The following is an 18013-nucleotide window of genomic DNA, read 5'->3' as shown; positions in this document are numbered from 1 at the left end:
CCCAGCCCCTCCCGCGAGCGGGAGGGGAGAAAGAAGCAGACGCTCACGCCCCCACCGCCGGCGCGAGCAAGGCGAATTTGGGGATGTCGACGTCGAAGCTCGACCCGTCCTCGCCGATCATGCGGTAGCTGCCGAGCATCGACCCGGTCGAGGTCGCGAGCGGGCAGCCCGAGACGTAATCGAAGCTCTCGCCCGGCGCGAGCATCGGCTGCTCGCCGATCACGCCCTCGCCCTCGACCGAATGCCGCGCGCCGCGGCCGTCGGTGATGACCCAGTGGCGCGTGAGCAACTGCACGCTCATCGCGCCGACATTCTCGAGGCGGATGTGATAGGCCCAGAACCACCGCCCGCGCGCCGGCTCGGACTGTTCCGGGAGGAAGCTGACCGCGACGCGGACGATCACCCCGCGCGTCTCCGCGACGTACGGGAACAGCGCCTTCACAGACCCACCGCCGTCAGCGCCTGGTCGAGATCGTCGATCACGTCTTGCGGATCCTCGAGCCCGACGTTCAACCGTAACAGCCCCTCGGTCACGCCCATCTCGAGCCGTTTATCTTCCGCCACACCGTAATGCGTGGTCGAGGCGGGGTGCGTCATCAGCGAGCGCGAGTCGCCGATATTGTTCGAGATATCGACCAACTGAAGCCCATCGAGCAGGCCATGCGCCTGCTTGCGATCGGCGACTTCGAACGCGAAGATCGGCCCGCATGCGTCCATCTGCGACATCGCCAGCGCGTGTTGCGGATGGCTCGCAAGGCCCGGATGGAGCATCCGCGGTACACGCGTTTCGAGGAAGGCGCCGACCTTGAGGCTGTTCTCGCTCTGCCGGCGGATCCGCAGGTCGAGCGTCTCGAGCCCTTTCAACACCACCCAGGCGTTGAACGCGCTCAGCGTCGGCCCGGTGTTGCGCGTGAAGGGCAGCAGCGTGTTGGTGATGAAATCCTCGGTCCCGCACACCGCGCCCGCGAGCACGCGGCCCTGCCCGTCCATCATCTTGGTCGCGCTATAGGCGGTGACGTCGGCGCCGAATTCCATCGGGCGCTGCAGTGCGGGCGTGGCGAAGGCGTTGTCGACCACCGAGGTGATGCCGCGCGCGCGGGCGATGTCGCACACGGCTTTCAGGTCGACCACGTCCATCGTCGGGTTGGCGGGGGTCTCGAAGAAGAACACCTTGGTGTTGGCCTTCGATGCATCCTCGAACGCTTGCGGATCGCGCGCATCGACCACGGTCGTCTCGATGCCGAACTTGGGGAGCAGCGTATCGACCAGCCAGCGGCACGAGCCGAACGCCGCGCGGCCCGCGACGACATGGTCGCCGGTCTGCAGCTGGCACAGCAGCACCGCGGTCATCGCCGCCATGCCCGTCGTCATCGTGCGGCAGGCTTCCGCACCCTCGAGCAAGGCGATCCGCCCCTCGAGCATCTCGACCGTCGGGTTCTGCAACCGCGAATAGGTCATGCCCTGCTGCTCGCCGGCGAAGCGGGCGGCGGCGGCGGCGGCGCAATCATAGGCATAGCCCGAGGTGAGAAAAATCGCTTCGGAGGTCTCCCCCCATTCGCTGCGCGCGGTGCCGCCGCGCACGGCTTGCGTGGCGGGGCGCCATTGGCGCGTGATGCTCTGGTCTTGGCCGGTGCGACGTTTCATGGGCCTTGCTTTGCCGGGGGCGAGGGCAGCGCGTCAATGGGGTGCGCGTCTGCACGCTTGAAAGCCGAGCTGTTCGGCTGGATAGAAAGGCGGGTGAGCGCCCTCCCCCCCAAAGCCGCGACGAGTCCCTATCGCGCGGCGGCGCTGATCGCGCTGCTCGCGCAGGCGCTGTTCAGCTTCCGCCTCACCGTCCCGACCAAGCTGATGTTCGACGAGGTGCATTACGTCCCCGCCGCGCGCACGCTGATCGCGCTGGCGGGCCCGCGCAACATCGAGCATCCGCTGCTCGGCAAGGAGATCATCGCGGGCGGCATCCTGCTGCTCGGCGACAACAGTCTTGGCTGGCGGTTCTTCTCGACGCTCGCGGGGACCGCGACGGTGCTCGGCGTGTTCGCGATTGTGTGGCTGATGCTCGGGCGCGTGCGGCCGGCGGTGATCGGCGCGCTGCTGACGCTCCTCAATTTCACCGTCTTCGTCCAGGCGCGGATCGCGATGCTCGACGGCTTCATGGCGGCGTTCACGCTGCTCGGGACGGCCAGCCTGCTGTGGGCGATGCGCGCCGAAACGCCCCGCGGTGCGTGGAGTCGCTGGATGTTGGGCAGTGTCCTGCTCGGCCTCGCGGTCGCGGCGAAGTGGATTGCGGCGCCGTTCGTCGCTTATGCCGCGATTGGCTTCCTGGTCGTGCGGTTGGCCGAGGCACGGCAGAGCGGGCGTTCGGTCTATGCCGCGCTCAACGCGCAGCCGGCGCGCGGGCGGCATCGCCACTGGCCGGGGATGGCGGCGATCCCCGCGATCCTGCTGCTCGGCACGGTGAGCATCGCGACCTATTTCGCGACCTTCGCGCCGGCCTTCTTCTATACGATCGAGCCGCTGACGCTCCGCACGCTGCTCCCCTTCCAGCTGACGATGTACGGCCAGCAGACGCAGGTACTGCCGTCGCACACCTATCAGTCGCGCTGGTGGAGCTGGCCGCTGATGCTGCGCCCGATCTGGTATCTCTACGAACGCACCGACGGCGCATGGCGCGGCGTGCTGATGATCGGCAACCTCGTCGTCTTATGGGGCGGGCTCGTCGCGGTCGCGGCGTGCCTGTATCGCGGGGTGCGCGGGCGCGAGCTGCGGCTGCTCGCGGCGGCGGGGCTGTGGATCGGCAGCTATGTCGTGTGGATCGTCATCCCCAAGTCACTCGGCTTCTTTTATTATTACTATCTGCCGAGCATCTTCCTGTGCGTCACGCTCGCGGTCGCGCTCGACCGATTCCGGCGCGGGCGCCAATGGGACATGGCGGTGCTCGGCGCGGCAGTCGCCCTGTTCGTGGTGTTCTATCCGATCCTGTCGGCGCTGCCACTGTGGGGGCCGAAGGCGTTCCGGGCGTGGACGTGGTTTCCGAGCTGGGTTTGAGGGGTCTGGGCAGCGGACCACCAGCTTGACTCGATTGACCCCAAGACGTGTTCTTTACAACGGCGATCGTTTCCATTTTTGCGCAGATGCATTCGCTTCGGGTTCGACGATTTCAAAGAGCCGCTTGCTCATACCATAAGTGCTGCGCTGTAGGACAGCGCCACGTCCATCCGCCAGCGACGATCCGCCCTAGGTCGATCGGCGAAGCGCCCGGGCACGCCACGCGAAGGGCGCGAACGCGAGCAAGATAACCGATGCAGTCGGCGACGCCGGAGTGTAGGGCAGCCCTCATGACAATGACGCATCGCACACCCCCGCCATTCCACCGCCGCGGATCGCACGCGACGCGCTACGTCGCTTTAGCGGCCCTGCTCGCCGCATCGCCCGCCATCGCGCAGAATGCGCCGCCCGGCATCGCTCCGCCGATGCCGTCGCCGATCATCCAGGCGGCGCCGTCCACCCCGTTGCCGCAGCTGAGCCCGGCGCAAGCCAGCGCGCTCGCGCTGATGCTTCGCAAGGACATCGTGGCACAGGGTCTCGCCGACGACCCGTCGAGCGATCAACCCGACAACGACCGTCTCGTCCGTGCCGCGCTCGACCATGCCCATGCCGTACATGCCGGCCGGCTCGCCGAAACCGATTTCGACCGGGACTGGGCGATGCGGCCCGCAGCGTACGACCCGCTGCCGGCGTTCAAGGACGCGGTCGAGCACGACCGCCTCGCCGCCTGGATCGCGTCGCTGCCGCCGCCATATGCGGGCTATGATGCGCTGGTGACGGCGCTCGCGCGGTACCGGACGATCGCGGCGGCGGGTGGCTGGGAGGCGCTGAGCGCCGGTCCCGATCTGACGATCGGCAACACCGGCGCGCGCGTCGCCGCGCTGCGGCAGCGGCTCGCGCTCGAGGATACGCAAGTGGCACCGACGGGCGATCGTTTCGACGCGGCGCTCGTCGATGCGGTCCGTCGCGCGCAACGACGCTACGGACTCAATCCGACCGGGATCGCCGCGGCGCAAACGCTCGCCGCGCTCAACGTGCCGGTCGATGCGCGGCTTCGCCAGATCAAGGCGAACATGGAGCGCTGGCGCTGGCTGCCGGCCGAACTCGAAAAGAACCGCGTCCAGGTGAATATCGCCGCGGCGGTGCTGACGCTGTTCGACGGCGACGTGCCCGTCATGTCGATGAAGGCGGTGACCGGGCGCCCCGGCGACGAGACACCGATGCTGACCTCGCAGATCCACAGCATCGTGCTTAATCCGCCGTGGAACGTGCCGTCGACGATCGCGACGCGCGAGCTATGGCCCAAGGAGAAGGCGCACCCCGGCTATCTCGCGCAGCACGGCTTCCGGGTGATCGACACCGGCGATGGTGGCAAGCGGCTCCAGCAAGCGTCGGATCATAGCGCGCTTGGCAAGTACAAGTTCGATTTCGCCAACCCGTTCGCGGTCTACCTGCACGACACGCCAGCGCAGTCGGGGTTCGCGCGCTTCGATCGCCTGGCGAGCCATGGCTGCGTGCGACTCGAAAAGCCGGGCGACCTGGCGAAGCGGCTGCTCGACGGCACGCCCGAATGGTCGGCGGACGCGGTCGATGCGACGGTGGAAGCGGGCAAGACGGTACGCGCGAAGCTGGCGGCGCCGGTCGCGGTCTATCTGCTGTACTGGACGGCGTTTGCGAATGCGGACGGCCAGGTCAGTTTCCGGACCGACCCCTATGGGTGGGACGGAACGCTCGCGACCAAGATTGCGGCCCGGTCCGCGCGGCAAGCCCTGGCGGTACGCTGAGGAGAGGATGACGATGACCCCGAAATTTCCCCGCACCCTTACGGCGATGCTGCTGATCGCCGCTCTCGGGGCTTGCTCGCAATCGGCCGAGGCGCCGACGCACGCCGACAATGTCACCGAGACGCGCGCGGAACCGACCCCCGAAGCCACCCCGACAGCACCCGAGACGCGCGCGCCCGCGCCCGAGCCGACGCGGACCGCCGACACCAACACGACGGCTGCGCTGCCCGAAAAGGCACCACCGCCGGCGCCGGACGAACAATTGATGGACGACGCCTCCGCCACCGGCATGACGGCACGCACGACGCGCGGCGATTCGACAAATCAGGCCGCTCCGGCGGTGCCGACCGAAAATAATTAGCGCAGACCGATCAGCCGCCACCCCGAGAATGCGACAGCGACAGCGGCGCGGCGTCGATTTGACCGATGGCGTCATCGACCATCGACCGGGTGGGGCCGCAAGATGAGCGCTGAGACCTTCTTTCGCGCGTCCCCGAACGGCGAAACGGCTTGTGGCGATACCGGCTATTTCCTGAGGCTGAGCACTGGTCGTGACGGCGACACGCTGTACCTGCGACATGCAACACAGGACATCAGTCGGAACGCTGATCGCAAAAGCCTGATCCTCTGCTCCTGTTCCAGAACAACGCGGCCTGCCACGGAAGAGGAGTCAGAACGGATCGCTCCCGACCAATGTCCTAATGTCGTCCTTTGGGCAGTGATCTGGTCCGATGCGTGGGATTCGAACGAGATTGAAGGCTTGGGCAATACGCGCGCGTTTCTAACGCGCTTCTTCGAATATTATCAACTCGTGATGGGCATCGGCTGCTATGTCGATGGCGAAGCGCGGAACGCGCTCGTCGAGGTGGCGTTCGGCACCGCTTGGTATGGCATCAATCACTGACCTCGCGAGTTTTCAATACGCATCTGGCCTACCCTTTTTCAAAGGCACTGCCGCTAAATGCCCCCCAAGCCGGCCCGCTGCCAGCCGGACTGAGCCACCGCGCCCGGTCGGCTCGACCATCGGCGATGCCATGGCCGCGGTTGCCGGAGTGCGATTTTCGGCGCAGGGGGCGGAGGCTTCGGTGTCGAGGAGGAGCTGCCGGCATGGCCGTAATCTATCAGATTGGCCGCTGGCGCTTCGATCCGACCGAACCGATCCTGCGCGACGGGGACGACATGCAGCGTCTCGAGGACCGCGCCGCGCGGATGCTCGACCTGCTCTGTCGGCGCAGGGGTGAGATCGTCAGCAAGCAAGCGTTGATCGACGCGATCTGGCACGGCCGCTCGGTCAGCTCGAACAGCGTCGCAGTTGTCATTGGCAGTCTGCGCCGCGCGCTGGAGGACGATCCGGGCGCGCCATGCCACATCGTCACGATCAACAAGCGCGGCTACCGCCTTGCCGACGCGGATTCGCAACCGCCGCCCGCGCCGCTGCCGCGGTCGTGGCCTGTTGGCCGGACGGCGCTCGCCGCAACCGCGGCGCTGGGGGTGCTCGGCCTAGGCGTAGCGCTATCCCGACCATCGCCGCATCCTGTCGAGCTCGTCGTCGAGCCCGTCCGGAACGATACCGGCACCCCCGCTCTGGGGCCGCTCGCGGCTGCGCTAAGCCCGGTCGTGATCGATGGTGCGGTGAGGATCGGCGGTCGCGTCATCCCGGCCGCGCCCCCCCCTGAGACCGATGGCCAGCGGGTCGTGCTGACGTCTCGGCTGATCCTGTGGAACGGCGCGCCCGAACTCGCGATGCGCGCGACAGATCGCACATCGGGCCGCGTGCTGTGGTCGGCTTTCGCGGCCGGTCCGCGCGGAGCATTGGCGCGTCAGACGACCGCGAAGCTGGCGACGCTCAAACCGATCCTGCTGCGCTGAACGCCGCACATCCGCGCGATCTTTAAGGTTTCTTTAGTCGCTCATCGCCTCGCCGCGCAGCATGCAGCGCACCTCTCAAACGAGGAATGCGCCGATGTCCCCTATTCTGCACCGATCGCTCCGCGCCTTTGCCGCGGGCGTGCTGATCCTATCCGTAAGCCCGGCCATGGCGTCTATAGCCGACGACACGGTCGATGTCGACCACCTGATCGCGGCCTATCACCAGGCGGTCGTATCGCATGATGCTCCCCGGCTAGCGGCTTTGTTCGAACCCACCGGCACCGCATGGTTCACGGTGCTGTCCGACGACGGGCTGAAACGTGCGCGCGCGAAGACGCCGGATGCGCGCAAGGTCAAACCGGGCAGCGTCGAATCGTTCGTCAGGCTGGTGGCCACGAGCCCATCGCGGCTCGATCCGCAGCACACCAAACTGCAGGTGCGCAGCGACGGGGCGATCGCCACTGTCACGTTCGACTTTAGTTTCCGCATCGACGGCACCGAACAGAATCGGGGCAGCGAGAGCTGGCAGCTGGTGAAGGGCAGCGATGGCTGGAGGATCGTCTCGATCATCTATTCGTCGAACCCGCCGCGCTCATAGACCGATCGACACGAGCGAGACCGCTCGCCTGGCTGGGCGCGTGCGGTTTCGCCGCGTCGGGGCAATTGCACCGCATGCGGCAGGAGTTCGTTCCCCTGGGCCGCGACCGTATCCTGAAGAACCCGCATGCACGCTGGCGGACGGCCGCGGCAGCGGTCCGACGCGTCATCGACCGCAGTTCCGCTTACTGGCGCTCGCCGCCTCCGCATCGTCGGTGCCGCTGCGTCACGCGGCCGCCCGCTGCCACGCGACCACCCGGCGCGCCACCGCCCGGAGCACCGCCTCCTGTGCCGGCATATCCAGCCCCGGCGCCGTATAATAGGCACTGATCAGCAGCGGCGCGGTTCCGGGACGTCTGGCGAACGCGAAATCGTTGCAGATGCCGTCCGCGGTGCCGGTTCGGTCCCCCGCGGTCCAAGCGCGCGGGAAGGCCGCGCGCAGGCGCGACCGCCCGACGACATTGCCCGCCATCCAGCCTTCCCATTGTCGCCGGTCCGCGGCCGAGAGCACCGACCCCAGCATGAGCCGGCGCATCGTTTCGGTCACCGCGCGCGGGGTCGAGCTGTCGGCGGGCAGCGGCCGATCCAGGAGATGCCCCTCATAGGCATCGACGCGCGTGACGCGGTCGCCGATCGCGCGGAGGAAGGCGGTGACGCGGGCGGGCCCGCCCACGCGCCGCATGAGCAGATTGGCCGCGGCATTATCACTGCGGTACATGATCGCCGCGCAGAGCTCGCGGACCGTCATGCTGCCGCGCGTGACGTTGGCCTCCGTCACGGGCGACGCGTCCATCAGGTCGGATGCGCCGAACGACACAGCCGCATCGAGCGTGTCCCGGCCGTGCGCCACCTCGTACAGCATCAGCGCGGAGAGCAGCCCCTTGAAGCTGCTCATCAGCTTGAAGCGCTCCCCGGCCCGGTGCGAGAGCGCGCGCCCGGTCGCCAGATCGAGCGCATAGACGCCGAGCCGGCCGCCATGTCGCTGCTCGAGCGCGGCGAGCGCCGCGTCGTCGCCAGGCTTCCGCGCCCGGCCACCGCCGGCCAGCAGAAGCGACGCGCCCGAAAGGACGAAGCCGCGACGGTCGGTGGTCGCGGCAGCATGCGGGACATCGCGCTGCGGTGCGGCGAGATGAGACGGCGCTTCGCGCAAGGCCGGTGTCAACGGCCCCCTCGCAAGCGCGAGCCCGCTCCACGTCGGACGGCTCGGCCGCGGCGGACGCGTCTTCTGCATGCGTATTGTCATCCCATCGTCATCCGGCACTGTGGCCGCAGCAGCGCGAACCGCTTGCGGACATTGGCACTTTAAGTGATTTTCCTATCATGGAACAGCTACCAACCCTTATGAACGCGAGCGCCGGATCGATTGATCTGCCAGTTCTTACGCTGGCGTTGGAAGCCTCTTGGGACCGACAAACATCGTATCAGGCGGGTAGCGAGCGAGCCAGAGAGAGGTGTGCGCTACTGCTTCAAAGAGTAATGGCCTACCTTGGCAAAAGGCCGAATTAGGCGCTTGCGCGATCAACGCGAACGGCGGCTTTCCGACACCCCGGTCCCCGCTGCCGCCGACTCTGAATCGCCCCGTTAATACCGCCCCCAGACGAACCGCGACGACAGCGCATAATTCCACACCGCCGCGACGAGCAGCCCCGCCACCGCCGAATAGGCCCAGGTGCCATGCTCCATCCGGAACAGGAAGAACGCCACGCCGACATTCGCCGCCGCCCCGACCGAGCAGACCAGGCAGAACGAGATCCACCCGTCGAGCAGCGCGCGCGCGCCTTTCAGGCGGCGCTCGCGATAGGTCAGCGCGTTGTTGAGGAAGAAGTTGAAGGTCATCGCCAGCACCACCGCGACGACCGTCGCCGAGACGAACGCCACCCCCGCCTTGCGATACAGCGCATAGAGCACGACGAGATGCACTAAAGCCCCGAGCGCGCCGATGCCGGTGAACATCACGAAGCGCACCGGCACGATCCGCCCGAACAGCCGGTCGTAGAGCGCGATCAGGAATTCCATCGCGACGACGTAATCGAGCTTGCTCTCGCCCTCGGTGCGCAGCCGGAAGGTGTAGGGCAATTCGAGGAACTTCAGCGGCCGCGGGCTCGCGGTCATGATGTCGAGCAGGATCTTGAAGCCGATCGCCGAAAGATGCGGGATCAGCTCGCGCGCGATCTGCGTGCGCAGCATGAAGAAGCCGCTCATCGGGTCGCTCAGATCGGCCTTCAGCACGCGCCGCGACAGCCGCGTCGCCAGCGCCGATTTCCTGACGCGGTCCTGGTCCCAGTCGCCCGTCCCGCCGCCCGCGACGAAGCGCGAGCCGATCACCACGTCGAGCGCCGGATCGGCCTGGAGCGCGTCGAGCATCGCGGGCAGGATCGTCTCGTCATGCTGCAGGTCACCGTCGATCACCGCGACGACGGGCGCGGCGGTGGCGCACATCCCCTCGATGCACGCCGAGGACAGGCCGCGCCGCCCGAACCGCTGGATCACGCGCACGCGCGGATCGGTTACGCCCAGCTCGCGCGCGGCCTGCGCGGTGCCGTCGGGGCTGTCGTCATCGACGAAGATCGCCTCCCACGCGCGCCCGGCCAGCGCCGCGTCGAGCTTGGCGATCAGCAGGGGCACGTTGCGCAGCTCGTTGAAGGTCGGAATGACGACCGCGAGCTCGAGGCGAGGGATCATTGCAGCGCGGCCAGCACCGCGTCGCCCATCGCCGTCGTCGTGTGCGTGCCCCCCAGATCGGGCGTCCGCGCACCGCCGGCGATCGCCGCGATCACCGCCGCCTCGATCCGCTGCGCCGCGGCTTCATCCGACAGCGAATGCCGCAACAGCATCGCCGCCGACAGGATCGCCGCGCACGGATTGGCCTTGCCTTGACCCGCGATATCGGGCGCCGAGCCGTGGATCGGCTCGTACAGCCCGCACGTGCCGGTCCATTCGTTGAGCGAGGCCGAGGGGAGCATGCCGATCGAGCCGACGCACATGCTCGCCTGATCGGACAATATGTCGCCGAACAGATTGCCCGTCACCACCACGTCGAACGCGCCGGGGTTGCGCACCAGCTGCATCGCGGCATTGTCGACGTACATGTGGGTGAGCTTCACCTCGGGATAATCGAGCGCGACCTCGTTGACGATCTCGCGCCACAGCTGCGAGGTTTCGAGCACGTTGGCCTTGTCGACCGAGGTCAGGATCTTCTTGCGGCGTGCGGCCATCTCGAACCCGACGCGCGCGATGCGCGCGACTTCGGCCTCGTCGTAGCGCATCATGTCATGGCCTTCGCGCAAGCCCATCTTGGTGTGGCCGCGGCCCTTGTCGCCGAAATAGACGTCGCCGGTGAGCTCGCGGACGATCACCATGTCGATCGCGCGCGCGACTTCGGGGCGGAGCGCCGAGGCGTCTTCGAGCCCCGGGAACATCGTCGCGGGGCGCAGGTTGGCGAACAGGCCGAGCGCCTTGCGCAGGCCGAGGATCGCCTGTTCGGGGCGCAGCGCGCGTTCGAGCCCGTCCATGTCGGGATCGCCGACCGCGCCGAACAGGATCGCATCGGCGCGGTGTGCGAGTTCGAGCGTCTGCGGCGGGAGCGGATGGCCGAGCTTGCGATACGCGGCGCCGCCGACCAGGCCGTCTTCGAACTGATGGTCGAGGCCGAGCGCTTCGAGCACGCGGCGCGCTTGCGTGGTGACTTCGGGGCCGATGCCGTCGCCGGCGAGGATCGCGATCAGTGCCAAGGTGCAGTTCCCTTCAATCGCCCGCCAATGCCGAGCCGAAGCGCGTCACGCAACCGCCCTTTTCAGCCGATCGACCAACCGCGCACGGGCATCGAGCGTCACCGCGCGGCGATCGACCAGGATCGAGCGCGCCAGCGCCTCGCCGGTGAGCGCGAGCGCTGCGAAGATCTCGTCCCAATGCGGGGTCTGCCCGGTGGTCAGCGCGAGCGGCAGCGATTCGCGTTCGAGCCCGTAGCCGAGCTCGGCGAGCAGCAGCAGTTCGTAGCGCGCGAGCGCCAGCGCCCAGCCGCGCGCGGCGGGGGCCGCCTCGATCACCGCGATCGTCGCATCGAGCGCGGCGTAGAGCCGCGGATAGGGCTGCGCCTCGGGGAGCGCGGTGGCGGTCAGCGTCGTCGCCCATTCGAGCGCGAGCGCGGCGAGCGGCTCGGCGAACAGCGGCGCGCGGCTGGTGACGAGCTCGACCGTGAGGCTGGCGAGCTGATCGTCGGTGCGCGCGCGCCATTCGCCGATCACGCGATTGGCGGGTTGCAGGATCGGGCGGATCCGCGTCGAGCGTCCGCCGCGGACATAGCCTGCCTGCAGACCATGCTCGGCGGTGAGCGCCCGCACGATCGCGCCGTGCTCACCGTGATGGCGGATCGCGAGGATCAGGGCTTCGACGCGCAGGTGCATCGCGCAGGGTTTAGCGTCGATCCGGAAATTGGCTAGGTTCTGGATGCCGTCATTGATAGCGCAGCGTGTTGCCGAACCCCGCATTCTCCTTGGTCATCTTCGCCAGCTTGCGGAGCTGGGCGCGCACGTGCCGCTCGAAACGCGTATCGTCGTTGATCCCCGCAACGCGATATTCGTCCTGACCGACGAGATCCTTGATCCCTTTGGCGAGCACGGCTTGCTCGTCGGTACCGCTCCGCGCGAGCAGCGTCTGACACACCCATTCCTCGGCCGCCGCCTTGTCATAGTCGTCGCGCGCCTCATAGCCGCGCCGGTCGGCCGCGGCCTGATCGAGCTTGGCGGCCGCGACGCGACGCTCGAGCCATGTGCGGACGAGGGCGCCATCCCATGGCGTTGCGGGGTCGGTCATGCTGCGCTCCGGACGGATTTGGCCTCCGCCATAGCGCGCGGGCGGAGCGACGCCAGCCTTGCGCGCATTGCCTTGTGTTTCGCGCGGCGGCGGGGCACCCCGTTTCCCGGATGCAGACAGAAGCGACCCTCGAAACCACCCTGCTCGGCCCGTTGCTGCCCGATCGCGCCTGTGGCGATTGCGTCGCCTGCTGTGTCGAGCTGACGGTCGATACGCCCGAATTCCAGAAGCCGGGTGGAACGCCGTGCCGGCATCTGACCCCGCAAGGGTGCGGCGTCCATGCCGAGCGCCCGCATATCTGCCGCACCTGGTTCTGCGCGTGGCGCCGGGTCGCAGCGCTCCCCGAGGCCGCGCGTCCCGATCGATCGGGGCTGCTCGTCTCGCTCAACTTCGAACGCGCGCCGCGCAATTGCTTCGAAGGCGTATCGATCGTGGTGCGCGCGCTCGCCGGGCGGCAGGCGATCGACACGGCGATGGCGGCGACCGTGTTCGACAGCCTGTGCGATCAGCTCGTGCCCGTCTGGTTCAGCGACGGCGCGGAGAAGATGCTGATGCATCCCGATCGCGAGGTCGCCGATCTCGTTCTGTCGGGCGCGCCCGCCCCGGCGCATCTGTGGGACGAAGTCGCCGCGTGGCGCGAGCGCTACGGGGTGTTCGCGCAGGACGGCTAGCGTCGGACGCGCCGCGCGAGGCTTTCCAACCCGAGCCGCGCGACCGCGCGCTTGGCGGATCGCGCGGCGTGGTCGAACGCCACCAGCGCCGCAATCGTCGCGCGGTTGGCGAGCGTCGGGCGGAGCAGCAGCACATCGCGGCACGCGACGCGATCGGTCGAGAAGCTGCGCTTGTGCTGGCCGTCGCCCTCGGTGAAATCGAAGCGCGCGAGGCCCGGCTCGGCGTAGAGGTCGCGCATCGCTTCGAGCATCAGCACGCCGCCGGGCGACAGCTCGTTATACGCCGGGTCGTGGCCGACATGGTCGTAGCGCACCGTTCCCTCCACGATCGGGCAGTAAAGATAGGCCGCGGGTTCGTCCGCGATGTAGAGCAACCACGCGCGCACATGGCCCGCCGCCGCCTGCTCGGCCATGCTGTTGCGGAAGGCCGCATCGTCGGGCAGCCCCCCGCCGAGCAAGCGCTCCTGATAGGTCCGTTGCGATATCCGCCGCGCGACCGCGTGGAAGGCCTGGAGTTCGGCGGGGCTGCGGTAGCGCCGGACGTCGAGCGTACCGCCCGACAGCTCGGCCAGCCGCCGGGTCTTGCGCTTGAGGCCCGAGCGCGTGTTGCCCGACAGCGCCGCCTGATACGCCGCGAAGCCGATCGTCAGATCGGCGTAGTGCCGCGGATAGCGTTGGCGCTCATAGCACAGCATCCTGCCTGCGGCGCGGCGCAGCGGCGCGAGGGCGCGTTCGGGGAGCGAGGTCACGGCATAACCATGGGCGACGCGGTCGAGCGGCGGCAGGACCGGCAGCGCGCCCGCGACGATCGCGTCGAGCGACGGCGACACCCGCACCAGCCGCCGCGCGACCGAACCAAGCGTGCGCGCGCCGATCTGGAAGCGCAGCCGCACCGGCTCCGCGGCAGGCGGCGTCATGCCGCGCGCTCGGCCACCATGTTCGACCATAATTGCTCGGCCTGGCGCCAGCGCGTGCGCAGCGGATCGGGGGCGAGCGGCGCGTCGTTCTGTTCGAGCCGGAGCGCCGGGCGGTCGGCGAAATGCACCGTCGGCATCGTCTCGGCCCGCTCGGCGAGCAGGCCGCACAATGCTTCGAAACGCCGCACATGCACCGTGTTGGGCCGCGTCCCCGCGCGATTGGCGAGTTCGAAGCCATGGCTGACGATGCTCACCGCGGCATGGCGGTGGAGCGCGGCATGGTCGAGCGCGGCGCGCATCTCGCCGACCGACAGCGCGCAGATCTGGAAATTGCGGAGCGCGCCGGGGCGTTCCTCGATCACCGTCACGGGCACTTCGATCACGCCGTCGCGCAGCAGCGGAGAGATGTGGCGCGCGGGCAGATCGATCGCGCTCGGCCAGGGATGTTCGCCACCATTGTGGCTCGCGTCATAGGTAAAGCCGAGTTCGCCGAGGACGCGCAGCGTATCGGCATTGGCGCTGTACGATCCGGCGCGAAACGCGATCGGATGCGGCGCGCCGGTCGCGACGAGGAGGTCGGTCGCGCCGGCGATCAACGCGCGCTGTTCGGCGAAGCTGTATTCGGCAAGTTCGAAACGCGAGGCGCTCGCGCCGCCATCGCCCGATACCGCGCTCGTCCAGTTGGGGTGGAGGTGGAGCTGCACCTCCTGCCCCGCGGCGAGAATCTTCCCGACGATCGCGCGCAGCGGCGCGAGCCCGAAGGTCATCGCCGGCATCGGATCGACGAAGAAGCACGCCTTCAACCCGTGCTTCGCGAGCGTATCGAGCTTGTAGCTGACGCCGACCCCCGCCGGCTCGAGCGAGCGCGCGAAGATGTCGGCACTGGCGAGGCCGTCGCTGTGATGCCGCCACATCACTTCGGTGTCGATCGTCAGGAAAACGGGCGTTGTCATCCCGCCCAGCGATAGCGCGCCGGGCGTAAAGATTTGGCAAAGTCCGTTTGTCGCATTGTGGTGCTGCCGGGTATCAATCCCCGGTCAGAATGCGATCGACCAGCTGCTTGACGGTCGGCACGAAGCCGTTCGAGTAGAACGGATCGCGCTTGAACTGATACGCGCCGTGGCCGGCGAACATCAGATTCTGCTCGACATCGCCACCGTGGGCGATGTCCTGCAGCGTTTTCTGGATGCAGAAGCTGCGTGGATCGGCGAGGCGGCCGGTCGAATTGGTCTCGGTGTCCGACCAGGACGAGAAGGCGCACTGGCTGAGACAGCCCATGCAATCGGCCTGGTCCTTGCGGATCACGCCCTTATCGGCCGTGGTGACGAAGACGAGCGTGTTGTCGGGCGTCTTGAGCGCATCGGTGAAGCCCTCGCCGAACCATTGCCGCGCGCGCAGCAGGTCGCCGCGCGTCACCCAGAAGTTCTTGCCCTTCACCCCGACGTCGAGCTGGTAGGTGTGATCGCCCGCGCTCTGCGTCGAGAAGGCGATCTGGCGCTCCGAGCGCGCCTGCAGGTGGCGCAGGAACGGGTTGAGCACCGCGCTCGAATAGAAGCCGGTCGGCGAGAAGCGGTGCAGCAGCACCTCGCCTTCCTGGATGTTGGTCAGCCGCGCCTTCCACTCTGCAGGGATCGGGCTTTCCTGCGTCAGCAGCGGGCGCGTGCCGAACTGGAAGGCGATCGTGCCGAGCTCGGGATTGTCGATCCAGTTCGACCAGTCGCGTAAGTACCAGACGCCGCCCGCCATGACGATCGGCACGCTGTCGGCGATCCCGCCCTCGCGCATCGTCTCGCGCAGCGCCTTCACCCGGGGGAACGGGTCCTGCGGCATCAGCGGGTCTTCGGCATTCGACAGGCCGTTATGCCCGCCTGCGAGCCACGGATCCTCATAGACCACCGCCGACAGCCAGTCGGCCGCCTTCGAGTAAGCGCGCTTCCACAGCGCGCGGAAGGCGCGGCCCGAGCTGACGATCGGGAGGTAGCTGACCTCGTACGACGCCGCGATCTCGGACAGCTTGTACGGCATGCCCGCACCGCAGGTCACGCCCGCGACGAGGCCACGCGTGCGCTCGAGCACGCCGTGCAGGATCCGCTGCGCGCCGCCCATTTCCCACAGCACGTTGATGTTGATCGCGCCCTTGCCGCCGGCGATGTCGAACGCCTTGCGAACCTGCTGGACGGCGCCCTCGATCGCATATTCGATTAGCTCTTCGTGGCGCTCGCGCCGCGTCAGCGCCTTGTAGACCTGCGGGATGATCTTGCCGTCGGGGTCATAGCTGTCGGCATTGACCGCCGACACCGTACCGATGCCGCCCGCCGCCGCCCAGGCGCCCGCGCTCGCATGATTGGTCGCAGCGACGCCCTTGCCGCCCTCGACGAGCGGCCAGACCTCGCGGCCGCCATAGACGATGGGCTTCAAACCAGTGAACAACGTGACGGCCTCCGACTTAACTTACGTTCTGTTATACGCTTTGGACGCCCGATCGGGCAAATCGCTAATCGGCAAACGCTTCGGGGCGTCCGATAACGCTGCCATAGAGCTGTGCATAGCGCGCGATCATCGTGGCCTCGTCATACTCGGCCACCGCCTTGCGCCGGTTGAGCTCGCCGAGCCCCTTGCGTGCTTCGGGCGTCGCCTGCGCGAGCGATTCGAGCGCGTCGCGGATCAGCACCTCCTGGTCGCGCCGTTCGATGAAGCTGCTGTTCTCGGGGACGACCATTCTGAGCACGTCGCCGACCGGGGTCGAGACGATCGGCAGCCCCGCCGCCATGCCTTCGAGCACGCAGATCGGGAACTGCTCGGACCTGGACGACAGCGCCATGATGTCGAACAGACCGATATATTCGTGCGGGTTGGGCAGGAAGCCCGGCATCACGAGCTGGTCGGCGACGCCCATCCGCTCGGCGGCATCGAGGATCGCCTGGCGCTCGGGCCCCTCCCCCACGATCACCAGCCGCGCGCGGGTCGACAGGCCGCCGAACGCGCGGACCAGCATCGGCAGGTTCTTGACCTCGCGCAGGCCAGCGAGCGTGCCGATCACGAGTTCGCCGGGCTTGCGCTTGAAGCCGGGGATTGCATTGGGTTTGGGCGGGATCGCGTAGCGCGCGGTGGCGATGCCGTTGGCGATGCGGTGGACACGCTCGCGCGGCTGTTTCCAGGTCTTGAGCGCAATGTCTTCGAGCGTCTCGGACGGGACGACGAGCGCAGCGGCCTTGGTCAGCGCGAAGCGCCGATAGATGTTGCGCTCGGCCTTGAGGCCCTTGGCTTCGTCGGCGTTGAAGCCGTCTTCGTGATGCACCAGCGGCGGCACGCCCTTCGACGACACGCGCCGTGCCATCGCCCCGTCGATCGCGCCCCAATTGTAGGTCAGCACGAGGTCGAAGCGGCGCATGTACGCCGCGATCGCCTCGTAGCGCTTGACCGAGGGCGAGCCGGTCAGCGGCGGCGGATCTTGCGCGATCTCATAATCGACGCCCTTGGCGATGGCGTCGCGCGCGCCGTACTGGCCGTCCATGCCCGACACGATCGTGTGGCGCGCGCGGTCGCCGAATGCGTTCATCAGGCGCACCGCGCGCGCCTCCTTGCCGCCGAGCGAAAAGGTCGAGTGCAAGTGCAGGATGTTGACGGGCCGGCTCATTTCCGCGCGGCGTTAGCGCGAAATGACAGCGGCGTCATCTGTTGCGAGCGCGGCTGCATATTCGCGCAATGCCGCGCACAGGTCGTCGCGTTGCGCGGCGAATACGGTTGCCGGGTCGACCTGCCCGTCATTCGCCTCGATCCGTTCGCGCGGCAGCGTGAGCGCCGGGCGTGTCTCGAGCGGCTGCATCTTCACGAAGCTGCACACCTGCGCGAGTTGCTCGCCACCGCGCGCGCCGCCGTGGCCGCCATAGGTGACGATCAGCGCGGGTTTGCCGGCCCATTCGCGGTAGAGATGGTCGATCGCATTCTTGAGCGGGGCGGGATAGCCGCCATTATATTGCGGCATGACGAAGACGAAGCCGGGCGCGGCGGCGATCTTCGCGCTCCAGGCGCGGGTGTGGTCGTGGGTGTAGTGGCCGGTCTGCGGCATGCCCGGTTCGTCGTCCATCGGGAGCGGCCAGTCGGCGAGGTCGACGGTCTCGAACGCGGCGTGGGTGGTTTCGCGGGCGAGCGCGGCGATCCAGGCGGCAATCTTGGGGGAGATGCGCGTCGGGCGCAGGCTGCCGGCGATGACGAGGGTTGGGGAAGGTGTCATCGGATCTTTCTCCTCCCCTCCCGCTTGCGGGAGGGGCTGGGGGTGGGCGCGCGCTATCGCCGGGAGCGGACGCTGATAGCGCGA

19 protein-coding genes are annotated in these 18013 nt (G+C 68.0%); 7 read left to right on the top strand and 12 right to left on the bottom strand.

Features of this window, described 5'->3' with window-relative positions; genetic code table 11:
* Window positions 1-43: 43 nt before the first annotated feature.
* Window positions 44-442 carry a Co2+/Mg2+ efflux protein ApaG gene (gene apaG / locus RH90_RS03480; RefSeq protein ID WP_010183908.1) on the bottom strand — a complete coding sequence of 133 codons (399 nt, stop codon included), beginning with the start codon at window positions 440-442 and terminating at the stop codon, window positions 44-46.
* Window positions 439-1644 (bottom strand): trans-sulfuration enzyme family protein, encoded by a 1206-nt coding sequence (locus tag RH90_RS03475; RefSeq protein WP_010183907.1) that lies wholly within the window; start codon window positions 1642-1644, stop codon window positions 439-441. The genes apaG and RH90_RS03475 overlap by 4 nt, the downstream gene beginning before the upstream one ends.
* 93 nt (window positions 1645-1737) lie before the next feature.
* Between RH90_RS03475 and RH90_RS03470 the strand changes: the two genes are divergently transcribed.
* The 6 genes from RH90_RS03470 (at window position 1738) to RH90_RS03445 (ending at window position 7296) form a co-directional block, all read left to right on the top strand.
* Window positions 1738-3045 (top strand): phospholipid carrier-dependent glycosyltransferase, encoded by a 1308-nt coding sequence (locus tag RH90_RS03470; RefSeq protein ID WP_010183905.1) that lies wholly within the window; start codon window positions 1738-1740, stop codon window positions 3043-3045.
* A 296-nt stretch (window positions 3046-3341) separates the two neighbouring features.
* A complete protein-coding gene (locus RH90_RS03465; protein ID WP_010183904.1) occupies window positions 3342-4829 on the top strand; it encodes a L,D-transpeptidase family protein in 1488 nt (495 codons plus the stop codon).
* Window positions 4830-4842: 13 nt separating this feature from the next.
* Complete coding sequence (locus RH90_RS03460; protein ID WP_029625005.1) at window positions 4843-5190, top strand: hypothetical protein; 348 nt, start codon at window positions 4843-4845, stop codon at window positions 5188-5190.
* Window positions 5191-5292: 102 nt separating this feature from the next.
* Window positions 5293-5733 (top strand): hypothetical protein, encoded by a 441-nt coding sequence (locus tag RH90_RS23315; RefSeq protein ID WP_157134511.1) that lies wholly within the window; start codon window positions 5293-5295, stop codon window positions 5731-5733.
* A 203-nt stretch (window positions 5734-5936) separates the two neighbouring features.
* The gene (locus RH90_RS03450; RefSeq protein ID WP_010183901.1) at window positions 5937-6698 is read left to right on the top strand and encodes a winged helix-turn-helix domain-containing protein; all 762 of its coding nucleotides are present in this window, start codon (window positions 5937-5939) and stop codon (window positions 6696-6698) included.
* A 61-nt stretch (window positions 6699-6759) separates the two neighbouring features.
* Complete coding sequence (locus RH90_RS03445; protein WP_029625003.1) at window positions 6760-7296, top strand: YybH family protein; 537 nt, start codon at window positions 6760-6762, stop codon at window positions 7294-7296.
* Between the two features lie 225 nt (window positions 7297-7521).
* Here RH90_RS03445 and bla read toward each other — a convergent pair whose 3' ends face one another.
* From bla to RH90_RS03420, 5 genes are all read right to left on the bottom strand, one after another.
* Window positions 7522-8445 carry a class A beta-lactamase gene (bla, locus tag RH90_RS03440; protein ID WP_232280294.1) on the bottom strand — a complete coding sequence of 308 codons (924 nt, stop codon included), beginning with the start codon at window positions 8443-8445 and terminating at the stop codon, window positions 7522-7524.
* Between the two features lie 431 nt (window positions 8446-8876).
* Window positions 8877-9977, bottom strand: coding sequence for a glycosyltransferase (locus tag RH90_RS03435; protein WP_010183898.1), 1101 nt, complete (start codon window positions 9975-9977; stop codon window positions 8877-8879).
* The gene (leuB, locus tag RH90_RS03430; protein WP_010183897.1) at window positions 9974-11026 is read right to left on the bottom strand and encodes a 3-isopropylmalate dehydrogenase; all 1053 of its coding nucleotides are present in this window, start codon (window positions 11024-11026) and stop codon (window positions 9974-9976) included. Before leuB ends, RH90_RS03435 begins: the two co-directional genes overlap by 4 nt.
* A 45-nt stretch (window positions 11027-11071) precedes the next feature.
* Window positions 11072-11698 carry a DNA repair protein RecO gene (gene recO / locus RH90_RS03425; protein WP_010183896.1) on the bottom strand — a complete coding sequence of 209 codons (627 nt, stop codon included), beginning with the start codon at window positions 11696-11698 and terminating at the stop codon, window positions 11072-11074.
* A 49-nt stretch (window positions 11699-11747) separates the two neighbouring features.
* Window positions 11748-12107: a hypothetical protein gene (locus RH90_RS03420; protein WP_010183895.1), complete on the bottom strand. Its 360-nt coding sequence runs from the start codon at window positions 12105-12107 to the stop codon at window positions 11748-11750.
* Between the two features lie 110 nt (window positions 12108-12217).
* On the opposite strand from RH90_RS03420, the gene RH90_RS03415 reads away from it, so the two are divergent.
* On the top strand, window positions 12218-12778 hold the full coding sequence (locus RH90_RS03415) for a hypothetical protein (protein WP_010183894.1): 561 nt from the start codon (window positions 12218-12220) through the stop codon (window positions 12776-12778).
* Here RH90_RS03415 and RH90_RS03410 read toward each other — a convergent pair.
* The 5 genes from RH90_RS03410 to RH90_RS03390 all read right to left on the bottom strand — a co-directional run bounded on the left by RH90_RS03410 (window position 12775) and on the right by RH90_RS03390 (window position 17929).
* Complete coding sequence (locus tag RH90_RS03410; RefSeq protein WP_010183893.1) at window positions 12775-13695, bottom strand: GNAT family N-acetyltransferase; 921 nt, start codon at window positions 13693-13695, stop codon at window positions 12775-12777. The two genes, RH90_RS03415 and RH90_RS03410, sit on opposite strands and share 4 nt — an antisense overlap.
* Window positions 13692-14648 (bottom strand): polysaccharide deacetylase family protein, encoded by a 957-nt coding sequence (locus RH90_RS03405; RefSeq protein ID WP_010183892.1) that lies wholly within the window; start codon window positions 14646-14648, stop codon window positions 13692-13694. The genes RH90_RS03410 and RH90_RS03405 overlap by 4 nt, the downstream gene beginning before the upstream one ends.
* Before the next feature lie 73 nt (window positions 14649-14721).
* A complete protein-coding gene (locus RH90_RS03400) occupies window positions 14722-16125 on the bottom strand; it encodes an NAD(P)H-dependent flavin oxidoreductase (RefSeq protein ID WP_010183890.1) in 1404 nt (467 codons plus the stop codon).
* Between the two features lie 64 nt (window positions 16126-16189).
* Complete coding sequence (locus tag RH90_RS03395) at window positions 16190-17332, bottom strand: glycosyltransferase family 4 protein (RefSeq protein ID WP_010183889.1); 1143 nt, start codon at window positions 17330-17332, stop codon at window positions 16190-16192.
* Between the two features lie 12 nt (window positions 17333-17344).
* Window positions 17345-17929, bottom strand: coding sequence for an NADPH-dependent FMN reductase (locus RH90_RS03390; RefSeq protein ID WP_010183888.1), 585 nt, complete (start codon window positions 17927-17929; stop codon window positions 17345-17347).
* Window positions 17930-18013 lie beyond the last annotated feature (84 nt).

Origin of the sequence: Sphingomonas sp. PAMC 26605, from assembly GCF_000241485.1 — a bacterium.
GTDB lineage: Bacteria > Pseudomonadota > Alphaproteobacteria > Sphingomonadales > Sphingomonadaceae > Sphingomonas.
This window is presented reverse-complemented; position numbering and strand designations above follow the sequence as displayed.

Bases quoted from the DNA above. Each gene is read 5' to 3' on its own strand.
- RH90_RS03420 (WP_010183895.1), bottom strand. From the start codon at position 12,107: ATGACCGACCCCGCAACGCCATGGGATGGCGCCCTCGTCCGCACATGG.
- RH90_RS03435 (WP_010183898.1), bottom strand. From the start codon at position 9,977: ATGATCCCTCGCCTCGAGCTCGCGGTCGTCATTCCGACCTTCAACGAG.
- RH90_RS03445 (WP_029625003.1), top strand. From the start codon at position 6,760: ATGCAGCGCACCTCTCAAACGAGGAATGCGCCGATGTCCCCTATTCTG.
- RH90_RS03475 (WP_010183907.1), bottom strand. From the start codon at position 1,644: ATGAAACGTCGCACCGGCCAAGACCAGAGCATCACGCGCCAATGGCGC.
- RH90_RS03410 (WP_010183893.1), bottom strand. From the start codon at position 13,695: ATGACGCCGCCTGCCGCGGAGCCGGTGCGGCTGCGCTTCCAGATCGGC.
- RH90_RS03460 (WP_029625005.1), top strand. From the start codon at position 4,843: ATGACCCCGAAATTTCCCCGCACCCTTACGGCGATGCTGCTGATCGCC.
- RH90_RS03390 (WP_010183888.1), bottom strand. From the start codon at position 17,929: ATGACACCTTCCCCAACCCTCGTCATCGCCGGCAGCCTGCGCCCGACG.
- RH90_RS03415 (WP_010183894.1), top strand. From the start codon at position 12,218: ATGCAGACAGAAGCGACCCTCGAAACCACCCTGCTCGGCCCGTTGCTG.
- RH90_RS23315 (WP_157134511.1), top strand. From the start codon at position 5,293: ATGAGCGCTGAGACCTTCTTTCGCGCGTCCCCGAACGGCGAAACGGCT.
- RH90_RS03395 (WP_010183889.1), bottom strand. From the start codon at position 17,332: ATGAGCCGGCCCGTCAACATCCTGCACTTGCACTCGACCTTTTCGCTC.
- RH90_RS03405 (WP_010183892.1), bottom strand. From the start codon at position 14,648: ATGACAACGCCCGTTTTCCTGACGATCGACACCGAAGTGATGTGGCGG.
- RH90_RS03450 (WP_010183901.1), top strand. From the start codon at position 5,937: ATGGCCGTAATCTATCAGATTGGCCGCTGGCGCTTCGATCCGACCGAA.
- RH90_RS03465 (WP_010183904.1), top strand. From the start codon at position 3,342: ATGACGCATCGCACACCCCCGCCATTCCACCGCCGCGGATCGCACGCG.
- recO (WP_010183896.1), bottom strand. From the start codon at position 11,698: ATGCACCTGCGCGTCGAAGCCCTGATCCTCGCGATCCGCCATCACGGT.